Raw genomic sequence first — 15,832 nt, forward strand, 5'->3', positions numbered from 1 at the left:
ATTCGATCAAAAAGCTGTTATAAAGTTGCGCGCTTAACCAACAAGAGCCCTGCCCATGCGACCTTTTTTCAAGACATGGCTGACTGTTTGCCTTTTATTGCCACTGGCCGCCCACGCCACCAACCGTGAGCAACGTCTTCCCAACGGCTTCAACGTGCACACCACCAGCACTGCAGCCGTACGCTCGACCAAGGGCGCCCACGCCAAGGTCACCTCGTCCGCCGCCTCTTCCAAGGTCGCCAAGACCACCCGCCAGGTCGCCTCGATGCCGGCCAAGCAGAGCAGCGATGTGCTCAGCCGCGCGGTGAACGTGCTGGGCACTCCGTACCGCTGGGGCGGCAGCAGCCCGAGCAAGGGCTTCGACTGCAGCGGGCTGGTCAAGTACGCCTTCAACGACATCGACGAGGTCGACCTGCCGCGTACCTCCAACGCCATGGCCAGCGGCCACGGCGTGAAAGTCGACCGCAAGGATCTCAAGCCCGGCGACCTGCTGTTCTTCAACATCAAGAGTCGCCGCGTCAACCACGTGGCCATCTACCTGGGCAACGACCGCTTCATCCACGCGCCACGGCGCGGCAAGCGGGTCAGCATCGATACCCTGAACAAGCCCTACTGGCAGAGCCACTACGTGGTCGCCAAGCGCGTACTGCCCAAGGAGCAGCCGCAAACCCAGCTGCGCCTGGCCAAACGCTAGACCTGATCGGGCGAACGCGCGTTCGCCCTGGCCGTTTCCAGGCTGACGACTCCCCGCCTCACCAGGCCCTGCAGGCTGCTGTCCAGGGTCTGCATGCCTAACGCCGCGCCGGTCTGCATGGCCGAATACAGCTGCGCCACCTTCCCCTCGCGAATCAGGTTGCGCACCGCCGGCGTGGCCAGCAGGACCTCGTGCGCGGCCACTCGCCCGCCCTGCACCCTGGGCACCAGCACCTGGGCCACCACCGCCTGCAAGGCGTCGGCGAGCATCGTGCGCACCAGGGCCTTCTCCTGCGCGGCAAACACGTCCACCAGCCGGTCGATGGCCTTGGCCGCCGAGGCGGTGTGCAGGGTCGCCAGCACCAGGTGGCCGGTTTCGGCGGCGGTCAGGGCCAGGCGGATCGTCTCCAGGTCGCGCAGCTCGCCAAGCATGATCACGTCCGGGTCCTGGCGCAGCGCAGCCCGCAGCGCCTGGGCGAACCCCTGGCTGTGACGCCCCATCTCACGCTGGCTGAGCTGGCTGCGCAGCGGGCTGTGGATAAATTCGAGCGGGTCTTCCAGGGTCAGGATATGCACGGCGCGCTCGCGGTTGAGGTGATCGACCAGCGCCGCCAGGGTGGACGACTTGCCTGAGCCGGTGGGGCCGGTCACCAGCACCAGCCCGGCCGGCGACTCGGCAATGCGACGAAACACCTCCGGCAACTGCAGGCTCGCCAGCGTCGGCACCTGGTCGGGTATCAGGCGCAGTACCGCCGCCGGCCCGCGCACCTGCACGAAGGCGTTGACCCGAAAGCGCCCCAGCCCGGGCACGGCCACGGCAAAGTCCAGGTCCTGCAGCCTGGCGAAGTCCTCCTGCTGCTGTGGGCTCATGAGCTGCGCCAGCAGGGCATGCAGGTTGTCGCTGCTCAACGCCGCCGGCCCCAGCGGCTGCATCTGCCCGTCACGGCGGATCATCGGCGCACTGCCGGCCGCCAGGTGCAGATCGGAGGCGCCTTCCCTGAGCGCCAGGGCCATCAGCCCGGTCATGTCCATAACACTCCCCAAACATCGCCAAGCAGGTAGAATGCCGCAGACCCGAACAGCCGCTGGCGTTGATCCATGTCCACCATAGCAGACAACCTTTCCACGCTTGCCGACCGCATCCGCAGCGCTGCACAGGCCGCCGGGCGTGACCCCGGGCAGGTCCGCCTGCTGGCCGTGAGCAAGACCAAGCCGGCTGCCGCGATACGCGAAGTGTATGCGGCCGGTGTGCGCGACGTGGGCGAAAACTACTTGCAGGAAGCCCTGGCCAAGCAGCTCGAATTGACCGACCTGCCCTTGACCTGGCACTTCATCGGCCCCATTCAATCGAACAAGACGCGAGCAATCGCCGAGCACTTCGACTGGGTACATTCGGTGGACCGACTGAAAATCGCACAACGCCTCAGCGAACAACGCCCTGCCGGGCTGCCCGCACTGAATGTGTGCGTGCAGGTCAACGTCAGCGGCGAGGCCAGCAAATCGGGCTGCAACCCCGACGAGCTGCCGGCGCTGGCCCAGGCCATCGCGGCGCTGCCGCACCTGAAGCTGCGCGGCCTGATGGCTATTCCCGAACCCACCGACGACCCGGCCGCCCAGGCGGCGGCATTCGCCCGTGTACGCCAATTGCAGGACAGCCTGAACCTGGGCCTGGACACCCTGTCGATGGGCATGAGCCACGACCTGGAAGCAGCGATTGCCCAGGGCGCGACCTGGGTGCGCATCGGCACCGCCCTGTTCGGTGCCCGCGACTACGGCCAGGCCTGACCCATGCATCGTTCACCTTCTTCAACCAAGGACCTGACATGAGCAAGACTCGAATTGCCTTCATCGGCGCCGGCAACATGGCCGCCAGCCTGATCGGCGGCTTGCGCGCCCAGGGTGTGGACGCCGCGCAGATCCGCGCCAGCGACCCGGGTGCCGAGACGCGCGCCAGGGTGCACGCCGAACACGGCATCCAGCTGTTCGAAGACAACGCCCAGGCCGTCGATGGCGCCGACGTGGTGCTGATCGCGGTCAAGCCGCAAGCCATGAAGGCGGTGTGCCAGGCGCTCAAGCCAAGCCTCAAGCCCAACCAGCTGGTGGTGTCGATTGCCGCCGGCATCACCTGCGCCAGCCTGCGCAACTGGCTGGGCGAGCAACCGCTGGTACGCTGCATGCCCAACACCCCGGCGCTGCTGCGCCAGGGCGTCAGCGGTCTGTACGCCACCGAGCAGGTATCGGCCGAACAACGCGCCGAAGCCGAGCAACTGCTCTCGGCAGTGGGCGTGGCCCTGTGGGTCGACAGCGAACAGCAACTGGATGCAGTGACCGCGGTCTCCGGTAGCGGCCCGGCGTATTTCTTCCTGCTGATCGAGGCGATGACCGCAGCCGGCGAAAAACTCGGCCTGCCCCGCGACGTCGCCTCCCGGCTGACCCTGCAAACCGCCCTGGGCGCGGCGCACATGGCCGTGGCCAGCGATGTCGAGGCCAGCGAACTGCGCCGGCGCGTCACCTCCCCCAATGGCACCACCGAGGCGGCGATCAAGTCGTTCCAGGCCAACGGGTTCGAGGCGCTGGTAGAAAAAGCACTGGGCGCCGCGGCGCACCGCTCGGCCGAAATGGCCGAACAACTGGGCAACTAAGGAGCTCTGCATGAATGCACTTTCGGGCGCCGCGATCTTCGTGGTGCAAACACTGGTCAGCCTGTACCTGGTCATCGTGCTGCTGCGCTTCGTGCTGCAGCTGGTCAAGGCCAACTTCTACAACCCGCTCAGCCAGTTCGCGGTGCGCGCCACCCAGCCGCTGCTCAAGCCGATCCGGCGCGTCATCCCCAGCGTGTTCGGGCTGGACACCTCATCGCTGATCCTGTCGATCGTGATCCAGGCGCTGCTGATGGCGTTCGTGCTGATGGTCACCTACGGCACCTTCGGCGACATCCCGCACCTGCTGATGTGGGCCGTCATCGGCGTCACCTCGCTGTTCCTGAAGATCTTCTGGGTCGCGATGATCGTGATGGTGATCGTGTCGTGGATCGCCCCCGGCAGCCACAACCCCGCCGCCGAGCTGGCCTACCAGATCAGCGAGCCGGTGCTGGCACCGTTTCGCAAGCTGGTGCCCAACCTCGGAGGCCTGGATATTTCGCCGATCTTCGCCTTCCTGGCGATCCAGGTGATCCAGTCGTTCGTGATGCCGCCGCTGGCCGCCTACGCCGGAATGCCGCAGGAACTGTTCCGCATGATCTGACCCGCACCACCCCCGGCCGCAAGCCGCGCCATGTTGCTTGCCGCTGGGGGTGGCGGTCTTTAGACTTACGCCTCATTCAAGCGTGAGCAGGGTCGATGTCCACTGTCTTTCCCGAAGATTCGGTCGGTCTGGTAGTACCGCAACTGGCGCGATTCGATGAGCCCCTGGCCCTGGCCTGCGGTCGCTCGCTGGCCAGCTACGAGCTGGTCTTTGAAACCTACGGTACCCTCAACAGCGCGGCCAGCAATGCCGTGCTGATCTGCCATGCCCTGTCCGGGCATCACCATGCCGCCGGCTACCACAGCCCCGACGACCGCAAGCCGGGCTGGTGGGACAGCTGCATCGGGCCGGGCAAGCCGATCGATACCAACCGCTTCTTCGTGGTCAGCCTGAACAATCTCGGCGGCTGCAACGGCAGCACCGGCCCCAGCAGCGTCAACCCGGCCACCGGCCAGCCCTACGGCGCCGACTTCCCGGTACTCACCGTGGAAGACTGGGTGCACAGCCAGGCGCGCCTGGCCGATCGCCTGGGCATCGGCCAGTGGGCCGCCGTGGTGGGCGGCAGCCTGGGCGGCATGCAGGCGCTGCAATGGACCATCACCTACCCCGACCGCGTGCGCCACTGCCTGGACATCGCCTCGGCACCCAAGCTGTCGGCGCAGAACATCGCCTTCAACGAAGTGGCGCGCCAGGCCATCCTCACCGACCCCGAGTTCCACGGCGGCTCGTTCCAGGCCGAAGGCGTGATCCCCAAGCGCGGGCTGATGCTGGCGCGCATGGTCGGGCACATCACCTACCTGTCGGATGACTCGATGGGCGAGAAATTCGGCCGCGAGCTCAAGAGCGACAAGCTCAACTACGACTTTCACAGCGTCGAGTTCCAGGTCGAAAGCTACCTGCGCTACCAGGGCGAGGAGTTCTCCGGGCGTTTCGATGCCAACACCTACCTGCTGATGACCAAGGCGCTGGACTACTTCGACCCCGCCGCCAGCCACGGCGGCGACCTGGCCGCGACCCTGGCCCACGTCACCGCCGACTACTGCGTGATGTCGTTCACCACCGACTGGCGTTTCTCGCCGGCGCGCTCGCGGGAGATCGTCGATGCGCTGATCGCCGCGCGCAAGAACGTGTGCTACCTGGATATCGACTCGCCGTATGGCCACGATGCCTTCCTGATCCCGACCCCGCGCTACATCACGGGATTCACGAACTACATGAACCGCATCGTCTGCTGAGGACCCCATGAGAGCCGACCTGGAAATCATCCAAGACTGGATCCCCGCCGGCAGCCGGGTACTCGACCTCGGTTGCGGTACTGGCGAGCTGCTCGCCTCGCTGCGTGACACCAAGCAGGTGGCTGGCTACGGCCTGGAAATCGACCCCGACAACATCGCCCAGTGCGTGGCCAAGGGCGTCAACGTCATCGAGCAGGACCTGGACAAAGGCCTGGGCAACTTCGCCAGCAACAGCTTCGACGTGGTGGTCATGACCCAGGCCCTGCAGGCCGTGGAGTACCCCGACCGGATCCTCGACGAAATGCTGCGCGTGGGCCGCCAGTGCATCATCACCTTCCCCAACTTCGGCCACTGGCGCTGCCGCTGGTACCTGGCGACCAAGGGTCGCATGCCAGTGTCGGACTTCATGCCGTATACCTGGTACAACACGCCGAACATCCACTTCTGTACCTTCGAGGATTTCGAGGCGCTGTGCAGCGAACGTCGCGCCCAGGTGCTCGACCGCCTGGCGGTCGACCATATGCACCGGCATGGGTGGGCGAGCAAGCTATGGCCTAATCTTCTAGGGGAGATCGGCATTTACCGTGTCAGCAGCCCGGGCCTGCAGGAACACAAGGTCGCGGTTTGAACAACCCACACTGGAGGAGACAGATCATGGGTCGCTTGTTGAGCTTTTTACTGGTTGCCTGCCTGAGCACCACGGCGCTTGCTGCCGATGCGATCAAGGGCGAGCGCAAGGAAGTCTTCGGTGATACCACGGTGCACTACAGCACCTTCATCTCCACCTTCCTGCAGCCGGACATCGCCAAGACGGCGCAACTGGTGCGCAGCAAGAACCAGGGCGTGATCAACGTGTCGGTGATCAAGGCCGGCAAGCCGCAGGTGACCCAGGTCAGCGGCAGCGTCAAGGACCTGAGCAGCCGCACGGTACCACTCAGCTTCAAGCAGATCACCGAACAGGGCGCGATCTACTACATCGCCCAGTTCCCGGTGGAGCAGCAGGAAAACCGCACCTTCACGATCAATGTTGCAATTGGTGGCAAGACCGAGACCATCAGTTTCAACCAAGAGCTCTTCCCAGGCGAATGATGAACATCCAGCAACTCGTATTGGCCAGCCACAACGCCGGCAAACTCAAGGAACTGCAGGCCATGCTCGGTGACACCGTGCAACTGCGTTCGATTGGCGAATTCAGCAGCGTCGAGCCGGAGGAAACCGGCCTGTCGTTCGTCGAGAACGCCATCCTCAAGGCGCGCAATGCCGCACGTATCTCCGGGCTGCCGGCCCTGGCCGACGACTCGGGCCTGGCGGTGGACTTTCTCGGTGGTGCGCCGGGCATCTACTCGGCGCGCTACGCCGATGGCCAGGGCGACGCGGCGAACAACGCCAAGTTGCTCGAGGTACTCAAGGACGTGCCGGACGCCGAGCGCGGCGCGCAGTTCGTGTGCGTGCTGGCGCTGGTACGCCATGCCGACGACCCGCTGCCGATCCTGTGCGAGGGCCTGTGGCATGGGCGCATCCTGCACCAGGCCAGCGGTGCCCACGGCTTTGGCTACGACCCGCTGTTCTGGGTACCGGAGCGCGACTGCTCCAGCGCCGAGCTGAGCCCCGCCGACAAGAACCAGATCAGCCACCGCGCCCGCGCCATGAGCCTGCTGCGTCAGCGCCTGGGCCTGCAATGACCGACCGCACGCCGGCACAGCCACTGCATCTGGGCGAGGCTGGCTTCAGCTCCAACGCACCACGGGCGGCACTCGCGCAGCTGCCGCCGCTGTCGCTGTACATCCATATCCCGTGGTGCGTGCGCAAATGCCCGTACTGCGACTTCAACTCCCATGCCGCCACCCCGCAGCTGCCGGAAGAGGCCTACGTCGACGCCCTGCTCGCCGACCTCGACCAGGAGCTGGGCGCGGTGTACGGGCGACCGATCAGCTCGATCTTCTTTGGCGGCGGTACCCCGAGCCTGTTCAGTGCCCGTGCGCTGGGCCGCCTGCTGGCGGGCGTGGAGCAACGCATCCCGTTCGCCGCCGACATCGAGATCACCCTGGAGGCCAACCCCGGGACCTTCGAGCAGGAGAAGTTCAAGGCCTACCGGCAACTGGGCATCAATCGCCTGTCGATCGGCGTGCAGAGCTTCCAGCAGGCCAAGCTCCAGGCGCTGGGGCGCATCCACAACGGTGACGAGGCGGTTCGTGCGGCCGGCATGGCGCGTGCGGCGGGGTTCGACAACTTCAACCTGGACCTGATGCACGGCCTGCCCGACCAGTCGCTGGACGATGCGCTGGGCGACCTGCGCCAGGCCATCGCGCTCAACCCTGCCCACCTGTCGTGGTACCAGTTGACCCTGGAGCCGAACACGGTGTTCTGGAACCAGCCGCCGCTGCTGCCCGAGGACGACATCCTGTGGGATATCCAGGAGGCCGGGCAGGCGCTGATGGCCGAGCACGGCTACCGCCAGTACGAAGTGTCGGCCTACGCCCAGCCAGGGCGCCCGGCGCGGCACAACCTCAACTACTGGAGCTTTGGCGACTTCATCGGCATCGGCGCCGGTGCCCACGGCAAGCTCAGCCACCCGGACGGGCGCATCGTGCGCACCTGGAAGACCCGGCTGCCCAAGGACTACCTGAACCCGGCCAAGGCGTTCAAGGCGGGCGACAAGCTGCTGGCGGTGGGCGAACTGCCGTTCGAGTTCCTGATGAACGCCCTGCGCCTGACCGAGGGCGTGGAGGCCGCGCTGTTCGCGCAGCGTACCGGCCTGCCGCTGGAACAACTGGCGGCGGCGCGCCGTGAAGCCGAACAAAAGGGCCTTTTGCAGGTCGAACCGACGCGGCTGGTGGCGACACCGCGGGGCCAGCTGTTTCTCAACGACCTGCTGCAGTATTTCTTGACCTAAGGATAGCGAATGGACCTGGTACTCGACCTGCTCTCGACCGTCTCCCGCTGGAGCCGCAGTAACCTGTCGGAGATCTCTCTGGCGCTTGTAGGCTGTTTGCTGGTGTTGTTCGGCACCGATATCAAGGGCTGGGTCGAACAGCGCCTGGGCGGGCTGGCAGGTGCGTTGCGCGTGCCGTTCATGGCCCTGCTGGTGCTGATCGGCAGTGGTGCGGCGTTGATCTATGCCACGCCGTGGGTGGTACGCGGGCTGAGCCAGTTCAACAACTATGCACTGGCGCCGGTGCTGCTGGTGGTGCTGGTGTTGCTTGGCGTGGTCGCAGACCGCCGCTAGAAGCTTCGCCAGCAAGGCTGGCTCCTACAGGATCTCGCTGAATCTGTAGGAGCCGGCCTTGCCGGCGAACGGCCGTGATGCGGTCTTAAGCCAGCTTCTCGAACTTCAGATCCCACACCCCATGCCCCAGGCGCTCGCCACGGCGTTCGAACTTGGTGATCGGACGCTCGGCAGGGCGAGGTACGCACTTGCCGTCTTCGGCCAGGTTCCTGTACCCCGGCGCGACATTCATCACTTCCAGCATGTACTCGGCGTACGGTTCCCAGTCGGTCGCCATGTGGAACACGCCGCCCACTTTCAGCTTGCTGCGCACCAGCTCGGCAAATTCCGGCTGCACGATGCGACGCTTGTGGTGACGGCTCTTGTGCCACGGGTCCGGGAAGAACAGCATCAGGCGGTCCAGGCTGTTGTCGGCCACGCACTTGTTCAGCACTTCGATGGCATCGCAGTCATACACCCGCAGGTTCTGCAGGCCCTGGGTCAGCACGCCATTGAGCAGCGCGCCCACGCCCGGGCGGTGCACTTCGACACCGATGAAGTCCTGTTCGGGCGCGGCGGCGGCCATCTCCAGCAGGGAATGGCCCATGCCGAAGCCGATCTCCAGGGTGCGCGGCGCCGAACGGCCGAACACCTGGTCGTAATCCACCGGGCTGTCGGCCAGTGGCAGCACGAACAGCGGCGCGCCCTGGTCCAGGCCGCGCTGCTGGCCTTCGGTCATGCGCCCGGCACGCATCACGAAACTCTTGATGCGGCGGTGTTGGCGTTCTTCGCCTTCGGCGGTGATCGGCGATTCTTGCGATTCAGTCATCAGGGGCTCTTACTTGATCAGACCATCCAGCGGCGACGAGGCGCTGGCATAGAGTTTTTTCGGCATGCGGCCGGCCAGGTAGGCCAGGCGGCCTGCCACGATGGCGTGCTTCATGGCTTCGGCCATCATCACCGGTTGTTCGGCATGGGCGATGGCGGAGTTCATCAGCACTGCCTCGCAGCCCATTTCCATGGCGATGGTGGCGTCCGACGCGGTACCCACACCGGCATCGACCAGCACCGGCACTTTCGATTCCTCGAGAATGATGCGCAGGTTGTACGGGTTGCAGATGCCCAGGCCCGTACCGATCAGGCCTGCCAGCGGCATGACCGCGATGCAGCCGATTTCGGCCAGCTGACGCGCGATGATCGGGTCGTCGCTGGTGTAGACCATCACGTCGAAACCGTCCTTGACCAGCACCTCGGCGGCCTTGATGGTTTCGATCACGTTGGGGAACAGCGTCTTCTGGTCGGCCAGCACTTCGAGCTTGACCAGGTTGTGCCCGTCGAGCAGTTCGCGGGCCAGGCGGCAGGTGCGCACGGCCTCGACCGCGTCGTAGCAGCCGGCGGTGTTCGGCAGGATGGTGTAGCGGTCCGGTGGCAGCACGTCGAGCAGGTTCGGCTCGCCCGGGTTCTGGCCCAGGTTGGTGCGGCGCACGGCGACGGTGACGATTTCGGCACCCGAGGCCTCGATGGCCAGGCGGGTTTCTTCCATGTCGCGGTACTTGCCGGTACCGACCAGCAGGCGCGACTGGAAGGTACGACCGGCCAGCGTGAAGGGCTTGTCGCTACGAACATTGCTCATCGGTAATCCTCTTGAAGGTTGAGGGACTTGCAGGTGAAGCGCGTGGGTCTAGCCGCCGCCGATGGCGTGAACCACCTCGACCTGGTCGCCTTCGCGCAGGGCGGTGGCGTCGTGCTGGCTGCGCGGCACGATGTCCAGGTTCAGCTCCACCGCCACCCGGCGACCTGCGAGGTCGAGCCGGGTCAGCAGGGCCGCGACGCTTTCGCCGTCGGGCAATTCGAAAGGTTCACCGTTCAGTTGAATGCGCATGCGCACGGCCGCCATTGTTTTTAGGGGCCCGCATTCTAGCCCCTATCCGGGGCTGAACCCAAGGCCAAGCGGCGCCATTCGTCTCGATCCGGACCCGCGGGTCAACCCAGGCGCCAGGCCGCCAGGCCCAGGCACAGCCAGCCGCCGAGGAAGGCCAGGCCGCCAAAAGGGGTGATGATGCCGAGCTTGCCGATGCCACTCAGGGTCAACAGGTACAGGCTACCGGAAAACAGCACGATGCCCAGGCAGAACAGACCACCGGCCCAGGCCGTGAGTCGCCCGGGCAGGTGCGCCCAGAGCACTGCCACGCCCAGCAGGGCCAGGGCGTGCACCAGCTGGTAGGTGACGCCGGTATGGAAGATCGCCAGGTACTCCTGGCTCAGGCGGCCCTTGAGGCCATGGGCGGCGAAGGCACCGAGGGCCACACCGGTAAAGCCGAAAAAGGCGGCGAGCAACAGAAAGCTGCGAAGCATGCGCAAGACTCCTTGGGGGCACAGGGTCTGTATAATGGCCCGCTCATTCGGTTCGGCCAAGCCATCTCTATGCTTTCATCCCTGATCCGCCGCCTCACCCGCGCCCTGCTCTGGTTCGCCGTTGCCAGCGTGTTGCTGGTGCTGCTGTTTCGCTGGGTACCGCCGCCGGGCACCATGCTGATGGTCGAGCGCAAGGTGGAATCGTGGGTCGACGGCCAGCCCATCGACCTGCAACGCGACTGGCGCCCATGGGGCGAGATCTCCGATGAACTGAAGGTGGCGGTGATTGCCGGCGAGGACCAGAAGTTCGCCGGGCACTGGGGTTTCGACTTCAATGCCATCCAGGCCGCACTGGCACACAACGAGCGTGGTGGCACGCTTCGCGGCGCCAGCACGCTGAGTCAGCAGGTGGCCAAGAACCAGTTCCTGTGGGCAGGCCGCAGTTGGCTGCGCAAAGGGCTGGAGGCATGGTTTACCGCACTGATCGAGCTGCTGTGGTCCAAGGAGCGCATTCTGGAGGTGTACCTCAACAGCGCCGAGTGGGATGACGGCGTGTTCGGCGCCCAGGCAGCGGCCCGCCATCACTTCGGTACCGATGCGAGCAAGCTGACGCGCCAGCAGGCCAGCCTGTTGGCGGCGGTACTGCCCAGCCCGCGCAACTGGAGCGCAAGCCGGCCCAGCAGCTATGTGGCGCGACGGGCGGCGTGGATTCGTCAGCAGATGAGCCAGCTGGGCGGCAGCGGCTACCTGGTGCAACTGGATGAGCCGCGCAAGGCGCCCTGGGCCAACTGAAACAAAGAGGGCCCCTTCGCCGGCAAGGCCGGCTCCTACAGGGATTGTTGTAGGAGCCGGCCTTGCCGGTGAAGGGGCCCTCAGGGTCCCGCAGATCAGGCAGCGATCAGGGCTTTCACCTTGTTCATCGCATTCTTCTCCAACTGCCGGATACGCTCGGCCGACACGCTGTACTTGGCCGCCAGGTCATGCAGCGTGGCCTTCTCTTCGGCCAGCCAGCGCTGGTACAGGATGTCGCGGCTACGGTCGTCCAGGCCTTGCAGCGCCTCGTGCAGGTTGTTCGAGGAGCTGTCGCTCCAGTCCGCATCCTCCAGCTGACGCGCCGGGTCGTAACGGTGGTCTTCGAGGTAGTTGGCCGGCGACTGGAACGCGCTGTCGTCGTCCGCCTCGCTGGCCGGGTCGAAGGCCATGTCCTGACCGGTCAGGCGGCTTTCCATCTCGCGCACTTCACGCGGCTCCACCCCCAGGCTTTCGGCCACACGATGCACTTCATCGTTGTTCAGCCAGGCCAGACGCTTCTTCTGGCTGCGCAGGTTGAAGAACAGCTTGCGCTGCGCCTTGGTGGTCGCGACCTTGACGATGCGCCAGTTGCGCAGGATGAATTCGTGAATTTCGGCCTTGATCCAGTGCACGGCAAAGGACACCAGGCGCACACCCATCTCGGGGTTGAAACGCTTGACCGCTTTCATCAGGCCAACGTTGCCTTCCTGAATCAGGTCGGCCTGGGCCAGCCCGTAGCCCGAATAGCTACGCGCGATATGTACGACAAAACGCAGGTGGGCGAGCACCATCTGCCGAGCCGCCCCCAGATCCTGCTCATAGTAGAGACTCTCGGCCAGTTCACGCTCCTGCTCGGGCGTCAGCAATGGAATGCTGTTGACCGTGTGCACATAGGCCTCCAGGTTCGCACCCGGGACCAAGGCATAGGCAGGTTGCAACGAAGTGGTCATACGAAAAAACCTCCGACTCACTGAATTGTGCCATCAGGCACTGCCACCATTGACCGGGAACCGCGAAACAAGTTCCCGAAATACACGATAGTCAATGACGGCTGGAAGACACTATCGCGGTGCAAGCTCACGCAGATGCCGAGCGACCGCAATCCAAGCACCGATATACCCTAACAGCACCGCCCCAAGCAAGAGCGACAGACCATCGGCAGGCGGCACCCCGGCCAGCGAGAAATCGCTGCCGTACAGACCCGACAGCCCGACGACCGCGTCATCCAGCCAGTTGAGGCCGAACGCCAGTACCCCCCAGGACAGTACGCCTGCCCCCAGGCCATACAGCGCGCCCATGTACAGGAACGGCCGGCGCACGTAGGCATCGGTACCGCCCACCAGCTTGATGACCTCGATTTCGGTACGGCGGTTCTCGATATGCAGGCGAATGGTGTTGCCGATGACCAGCAGCAGCGCCGACACCAGCAGCACGGTCAGGCCGAATACAAAGCGATCACCCAGCTTGAGGATCGCCGCCAGCCGCTCCACCCACACCAGGTCGAGCTGGGCCAGCTCCACCTTGGGCAGTTCGGCCAGGCGTTGGCGCAGGGCCTCCAGCGCTGGCTTGTCGACTTCGGCCGGGGTCACCACGACCACGCCAGGCAAGGGGTTCTCCGGCAGCTCGCGCAAGGCCTCGCCCAGCCCGGACTGCTGCTGGAACTCGTCGAGGGCCTGTTCACGGCTGACATACTCGGCATCGGCCACCCCCGGCATGCCCTTGATCTGGGTACGCAGGGCTTCGCCTTCGCTCACGCTGGCGTCAAGTTTGAGGTACAGCGAAATCTGCGCTGCACGCTGCCACGAGCCGCCAAGGCGCTCGACATTGCTCAGCAGCAGCGACAGCCCCATCGGCAGGCTCAGGGCCACGGCCATCACCAGGCAGGTGAAGAAGCTGCCGATCGGCTGCTTGCCCAGGCGACGCAGGCTGTCGAGCAGGCTGGAGCGATGGCTTTCCAGCCAGGCGTGCAGCAGCGTGCTGAAATCCGGGCCGTCATCGTCATCATCACGGCGCTTTTTCTGTTTCTGAGGGCTTGGCTCGGCTGCCGCAGGGGCCACCCGCTCGGACACCTTGGGACTACGTGTTGCACTCATTGCCCGGCCTCCCCATCGCCGATCAAGCGGCCGCGCTGCAGGGTCAGCATGCGATGGCGCATGCGCGCGATCAGCGCCAGGTCGTGGCTGGCGATCAGCACGCTGGTGCCCAGGCGGTTGATATCTTCGAAAACACCCATGATCTCGGCCGCCAGGCGCGGGTCGAGGTTGCCGGTGGGTTCATCCGCCAGCAACAGGGCCGGACGGTGCACGATGGCACGCGCAATACCCACCCGTTGCTGCTGGCCGGTGGACAGGTCGCCGGGGAACAGCTGGGCCTTGTCCGACAGGGCCACACGCTCCAGCGCCGCGTCCACACGCTTGGCCACCTCGACCTTGGACAGGCCCAGGATCTGCAGCGGCAGGGCGACGTTGTTGAACACGGTACGGTCGAACAGCAGCTGGTGGTTCTGGAACACCACGCCGATCTGGCGACGCAGGAACGGGATCTGCGCGTTGCTGATCTGACCCAGGTCCTGGCCGGCCAGCAGCAGCTTGCCGCTGGTCGGGCGCTCCATGGCCAGCAGCAGGCGCAGCAAGGTGCTCTTGCCCGCGCCGGAATGGCCGGTGACGAACAGGAACTCGCCCCGACGCACCCGAAAACTCAATTCATGCAGGCCAACGTGACCGTTAGGGTAACGCTTGGCGACCTGTTCGAATCGGATCATGAAGGCTCCCGCTCGGCAAACAAGGCTTGTACGAAGGGCTCGGCTTCGAAGGTGCGCAGGTCATCGATGCCTTCGCCCACACCAATGTAGCGGATCGGCAGGCCGAACTGCTTGGCCAGGGCGAAGATCACCCCGCCCTTGGCTGTGCCGTCGAGCTTGGTCAGCGCCAGGCCGGTGAGCTCCACGCTCTGGTTGAAGTGCTTGGCCTGGTTGATGGCGTTCTGCCCGGTGCCGGCGTCCAGCACCAGCAGCACCTCGTGCGGCGCGTCGGCGTCCAGCTTGCCGATCACGCGGCGAACCTTCTTCAGCTCTTCCATCAGGTTGTCTTTGGTGTGCAGGCGACCGGCGGTGTCGGCGATCAGCACGTCGATGTTGCGCGCCTTGGCCGCCTGCACCGCGTCGAAGATCACCGAAGCGGAGTCGGCGCCGGTGTGCTGGGCGATCACCGGGATCTGGTTGCGCTCGCCCCATACCTGCAGCTGCTCCACCGCGGCAGCACGGAAGGTGTCGCCGGCGGCCAGCATGACCTTCTTGCCTTCGAGCTGGAGCTTTTTCGCCAGCTTGCCGATGGTGGTGGTCTTGCCGGCGCCGTTGACGCCGACCACCAGGATCACGAACGGCTTGTTCGCGGCATGCACCTTCAGCGGCTGTTCGACCGGCTTGAGCAGGTCGGTCAGCTCGCCCTGCAGCGACTTGTACAGGGCATCGGCATCGGCCAGCTGCTTGCGTGCGACCTTCTGGGTGAGGCTCTGCACGATCACCGAGGTAGCCTCGACGCCGACGTCGGCGGTCAGCAGGCGGGTCTCGATCTCTTCGAGCAGGTCGTCGTCGATGACCTTCTTGCCCAGGAACAGGCTGGCCATGCCCTCGCCAATGCTGGCGCTGGTCTTGGACAGGCCCTGCTTGAGGCGGGCGAAGAAGCCGGCCTTGGTGGTGGTTTCAGGCACCGACGGGGCGGCCTCGGGAACAGGCAGGGCGACCTCGGTGGCCGCAACAGGTGCGGGCGGCACCACTGCAGGCGGCTCGACCACCGGCTCGGGTGCGTTGTACTGCGGTACAGGCTCGACCACCGGCTCGGGCGCGCTGTACTGCGGTACAGGCTCGATCACCGGCTCGGGCGCGGCGTACTGCGGCGCAGGCGCTACCACAGGCTCGGGCGCAGCGTACTGCGGGGCAGGCTCGGGGGCTGGGCGCTCGGGAATCGGCGGGGGGACGTGGGGCTCGAGGTCGGCCACCAGCGCCACCGGCTCTTCGGGCACCGGCAGCACCAGGCTGCTGGGGTGATCCTCGACGGCGACGGGCGCGCTCGCGACCGGGGCGGGCTCGACGGCTACCGGCTCAGGCAAAGTCGGGGCGATAGGCTCCAGCGCCTCTGGCACTGGGGTTTCGGGCTGTTCGACAACAGGTTGCTGGGGCTTTTTGCGCAGCCAGCCGAACAGGCCTTTCTTTTCACCGGCCGCAGCCGGGGTCTTTTTGTCGTCGTTGGAACCAAACATGGAAGACGGCTATCTCAGGGTAGCGATGCGCCAGTGTGGCGCCTCAAAATTC

The 15,832-nt window shown here is 65.5% G+C and carries 19 protein-coding genes and 1 pseudogene; 11 read left to right on the plus strand and 9 right to left on the minus strand.

From position 1 onward, the window contains the following. Positions 1 to 55 precede the first annotated feature (55 nt). A complete protein-coding gene (locus N0B28_RS24635; RefSeq protein WP_043860139.1) occupies positions 56 to 694 on the plus strand; it encodes a C40 family peptidase in 639 nt (212 codons plus the stop codon). Here N0B28_RS24635 and N0B28_RS24640 read toward each other — a convergent pair. After that, entirely contained in the window at positions 691 to 1,725 is a 1,035-nt protein-coding gene (locus N0B28_RS24640; protein WP_043860138.1) for a type IV pilus twitching motility protein PilT, read from the minus strand. The two genes, N0B28_RS24635 and N0B28_RS24640, sit on opposite strands and share 4 nt — an antisense overlap. 66 nt (positions 1,726 to 1,791) lie before the next feature. Between N0B28_RS24640 and N0B28_RS24645 the strand changes: the two genes are divergently transcribed. From N0B28_RS24645 to N0B28_RS24685, 9 genes are all read left to right on the plus strand, one after another. Continuing rightward, positions 1,792 to 2,478, plus strand: a complete 687-nt coding sequence (locus N0B28_RS24645; RefSeq protein WP_054915543.1) for a YggS family pyridoxal phosphate-dependent enzyme — start codon at positions 1,792 to 1,794, stop codon at positions 2,476 to 2,478. A gap of 38 nt (positions 2,479 to 2,516) precedes the next feature. Next, the gene (proC, locus tag N0B28_RS24650) at positions 2,517 to 3,335 is read left to right on the plus strand and encodes a pyrroline-5-carboxylate reductase (RefSeq protein ID WP_043860136.1); all 819 of its coding nucleotides are present in this window, start codon (positions 2,517 to 2,519) and stop codon (positions 3,333 to 3,335) included. Positions 3,336 to 3,345: 10 nt separating this feature from the next. After that, a complete protein-coding gene (locus N0B28_RS24655; protein WP_054915542.1) occupies positions 3,346 to 3,936 on the plus strand; it encodes a YggT family protein in 591 nt (196 codons plus the stop codon). A gap of 95 nt (positions 3,937 to 4,031) precedes the next feature. Beyond that, positions 4,032 to 5,171, plus strand: coding sequence for a homoserine O-acetyltransferase (locus tag N0B28_RS24660; RefSeq protein ID WP_043860134.1), 1,140 nt, complete (start codon positions 4,032 to 4,034; stop codon positions 5,169 to 5,171). Between the two features lie 7 nt (positions 5,172 to 5,178). Next, on the plus strand, positions 5,179 to 5,799 hold the full coding sequence (metW, locus tag N0B28_RS24665; RefSeq protein WP_043860133.1) for a methionine biosynthesis protein MetW: 621 nt from the start codon (positions 5,179 to 5,181) through the stop codon (positions 5,797 to 5,799). 26 nt (positions 5,800 to 5,825) lie between these two features. Beyond that, positions 5,826 to 6,260, plus strand: coding sequence for a DUF4426 domain-containing protein (locus tag N0B28_RS24670; protein ID WP_275729379.1), 435 nt, complete (start codon positions 5,826 to 5,828; stop codon positions 6,258 to 6,260). Further along, the gene (rdgB, locus tag N0B28_RS24675; RefSeq protein ID WP_043860131.1) at positions 6,257 to 6,853 is read left to right on the plus strand and encodes an RdgB/HAM1 family non-canonical purine NTP pyrophosphatase; all 597 of its coding nucleotides are present in this window, start codon (positions 6,257 to 6,259) and stop codon (positions 6,851 to 6,853) included. The genes N0B28_RS24670 and rdgB overlap by 4 nt, the downstream gene beginning before the upstream one ends. Continuing rightward, positions 6,850 to 8,064, plus strand: a complete 1,215-nt coding sequence (hemW, locus tag N0B28_RS24680) for a radical SAM family heme chaperone HemW (RefSeq protein WP_275729383.1) — start codon at positions 6,850 to 6,852, stop codon at positions 8,062 to 8,064. Before rdgB ends, hemW begins: the two co-directional genes overlap by 4 nt. A 9-nt stretch (positions 8,065 to 8,073) precedes the next feature. Further along, entirely contained in the window at positions 8,074 to 8,397 is a 324-nt protein-coding gene (locus N0B28_RS24685; RefSeq protein ID WP_043860129.1) for a DUF3392 family protein, read from the plus strand. Between the two features lie 85 nt (positions 8,398 to 8,482). On the opposite strand, the gene trmB is transcribed toward N0B28_RS24685, so the two are convergent. From trmB to N0B28_RS24705, 4 genes are all read right to left on the minus strand, one after another. Beyond that, positions 8,483 to 9,205, minus strand: a complete 723-nt coding sequence (trmB, locus tag N0B28_RS24690) for a tRNA (guanosine(46)-N7)-methyltransferase TrmB (RefSeq protein WP_043860128.1) — start codon at positions 9,203 to 9,205, stop codon at positions 8,483 to 8,485. Between the two features lie 9 nt (positions 9,206 to 9,214). Beyond that, the gene (locus tag N0B28_RS24695) at positions 9,215 to 10,009 is read right to left on the minus strand and encodes a thiazole synthase (RefSeq protein ID WP_043860127.1); all 795 of its coding nucleotides are present in this window, start codon (positions 10,007 to 10,009) and stop codon (positions 9,215 to 9,217) included. A gap of 48 nt (positions 10,010 to 10,057) precedes the next feature. Next, the gene (thiS, locus tag N0B28_RS24700; protein WP_043860147.1) at positions 10,058 to 10,258 is read right to left on the minus strand and encodes a sulfur carrier protein ThiS; all 201 of its coding nucleotides are present in this window, start codon (positions 10,256 to 10,258) and stop codon (positions 10,058 to 10,060) included. Positions 10,259 to 10,359: 101 nt separating this feature from the next. After that, on the minus strand, positions 10,360 to 10,731 hold the full coding sequence (locus N0B28_RS24705; RefSeq protein ID WP_043860126.1) for a DUF423 domain-containing protein: 372 nt from the start codon (positions 10,729 to 10,731) through the stop codon (positions 10,360 to 10,362). Between the two features lie 34 nt (positions 10,732 to 10,765). Here N0B28_RS24705 and mtgA point away from each other — a divergent pair. Beyond that, positions 10,766 to 11,523: pseudogene (gene mtgA, locus N0B28_RS24710) on the plus strand (monofunctional biosynthetic peptidoglycan transglycosylase). 95 nt (positions 11,524 to 11,618) lie between these two features. Here the strand turns inward: mtgA and rpoH are convergent. From rpoH to ftsY, 4 genes are all read right to left on the minus strand, one after another. Next, complete coding sequence (rpoH, locus tag N0B28_RS24715; RefSeq protein ID WP_043860124.1) at positions 11,619 to 12,473, minus strand: RNA polymerase sigma factor RpoH; 855 nt, start codon at positions 12,471 to 12,473, stop codon at positions 11,619 to 11,621. 111 nt (positions 12,474 to 12,584) lie between these two features. Beyond that, complete coding sequence (gene ftsX / locus N0B28_RS24720; RefSeq protein WP_043860123.1) at positions 12,585 to 13,616, minus strand: permease-like cell division protein FtsX; 1,032 nt, start codon at positions 13,614 to 13,616, stop codon at positions 12,585 to 12,587. Continuing rightward, positions 13,613 to 14,284, minus strand: coding sequence for a cell division ATP-binding protein FtsE (gene ftsE / locus N0B28_RS24725; protein WP_043860122.1), 672 nt, complete (start codon positions 14,282 to 14,284; stop codon positions 13,613 to 13,615). Before ftsE ends, ftsX begins: the two co-directional genes overlap by 4 nt. Beyond that, positions 14,281 to 15,780: a signal recognition particle-docking protein FtsY gene (gene ftsY / locus N0B28_RS24730; RefSeq protein ID WP_275729391.1), complete on the minus strand. Its 1,500-nt coding sequence runs from the start codon at positions 15,778 to 15,780 to the stop codon at positions 14,281 to 14,283. The genes ftsE and ftsY overlap by 4 nt, the downstream gene beginning before the upstream one ends. Positions 15,781 to 15,832 lie beyond the last annotated feature (52 nt).

The sequence above is a fragment of the Pseudomonas sp. SD17-1 genome (genome assembly GCF_029201585.1).
Classification (GTDB): domain Bacteria; phylum Pseudomonadota; class Gammaproteobacteria; order Pseudomonadales; family Pseudomonadaceae; genus Aquipseudomonas; species Aquipseudomonas palmensis.

Coding starts and splice junctions, on each gene's coding strand:
- trmB (WP_043860128.1), bottom strand. CDS start 9,205: ATGACTGAATCGCAAGAATCGCCGATCACCGCCGAAGGCGAAGAACGC.
- N0B28_RS24685 (WP_043860129.1), top strand. CDS start 8,074: ATGGACCTGGTACTCGACCTGCTCTCGACCGTCTCCCGCTGGAGCCGC.
- rpoH (WP_043860124.1), bottom strand. CDS start 12,473: ATGACCACTTCGTTGCAACCTGCCTATGCCTTGGTCCCGGGTGCGAAC.
- N0B28_RS24670 (WP_275729379.1), top strand. CDS start 5,826: ATGGGTCGCTTGTTGAGCTTTTTACTGGTTGCCTGCCTGAGCACCACG.
- N0B28_RS24640 (WP_043860138.1), bottom strand. CDS start 1,725: ATGGACATGACCGGGCTGATGGCCCTGGCGCTCAGGGAAGGCGCCTCC.
- rdgB (WP_043860131.1), top strand. CDS start 6,257: ATGATGAACATCCAGCAACTCGTATTGGCCAGCCACAACGCCGGCAAA.
- metW (WP_043860133.1), top strand. CDS start 5,179: ATGAGAGCCGACCTGGAAATCATCCAAGACTGGATCCCCGCCGGCAGC.
- N0B28_RS24645 (WP_054915543.1), top strand. CDS start 1,792: ATGTCCACCATAGCAGACAACCTTTCCACGCTTGCCGACCGCATCCGC.
- ftsX (WP_043860123.1), bottom strand. CDS start 13,616: ATGAGTGCAACACGTAGTCCCAAGGTGTCCGAGCGGGTGGCCCCTGCG.
- proC (WP_043860136.1), top strand. CDS start 2,517: ATGAGCAAGACTCGAATTGCCTTCATCGGCGCCGGCAACATGGCCGCC.
- N0B28_RS24660 (WP_043860134.1), top strand. CDS start 4,032: ATGTCCACTGTCTTTCCCGAAGATTCGGTCGGTCTGGTAGTACCGCAA.
- N0B28_RS24655 (WP_054915542.1), top strand. CDS start 3,346: ATGAATGCACTTTCGGGCGCCGCGATCTTCGTGGTGCAAACACTGGTC.
- ftsY (WP_275729391.1), bottom strand. CDS start 15,780: ATGTTTGGTTCCAACGACGACAAAAAGACCCCGGCTGCGGCCGGTGAA.
- N0B28_RS24705 (WP_043860126.1), bottom strand. CDS start 10,731: ATGCTTCGCAGCTTTCTGTTGCTCGCCGCCTTTTTCGGCTTTACCGGT.
- ftsE (WP_043860122.1), bottom strand. CDS start 14,284: ATGATCCGATTCGAACAGGTCGCCAAGCGTTACCCTAACGGTCACGTT.
- N0B28_RS24635 (WP_043860139.1), top strand. CDS start 56: ATGCGACCTTTTTTCAAGACATGGCTGACTGTTTGCCTTTTATTGCCA.
- hemW (WP_275729383.1), top strand. CDS start 6,850: ATGACCGACCGCACGCCGGCACAGCCACTGCATCTGGGCGAGGCTGGC.
- N0B28_RS24695 (WP_043860127.1), bottom strand. CDS start 10,009: ATGAGCAATGTTCGTAGCGACAAGCCCTTCACGCTGGCCGGTCGTACC.
- thiS (WP_043860147.1), bottom strand. CDS start 10,258: ATGCGCATTCAACTGAACGGTGAACCTTTCGAATTGCCCGACGGCGAA.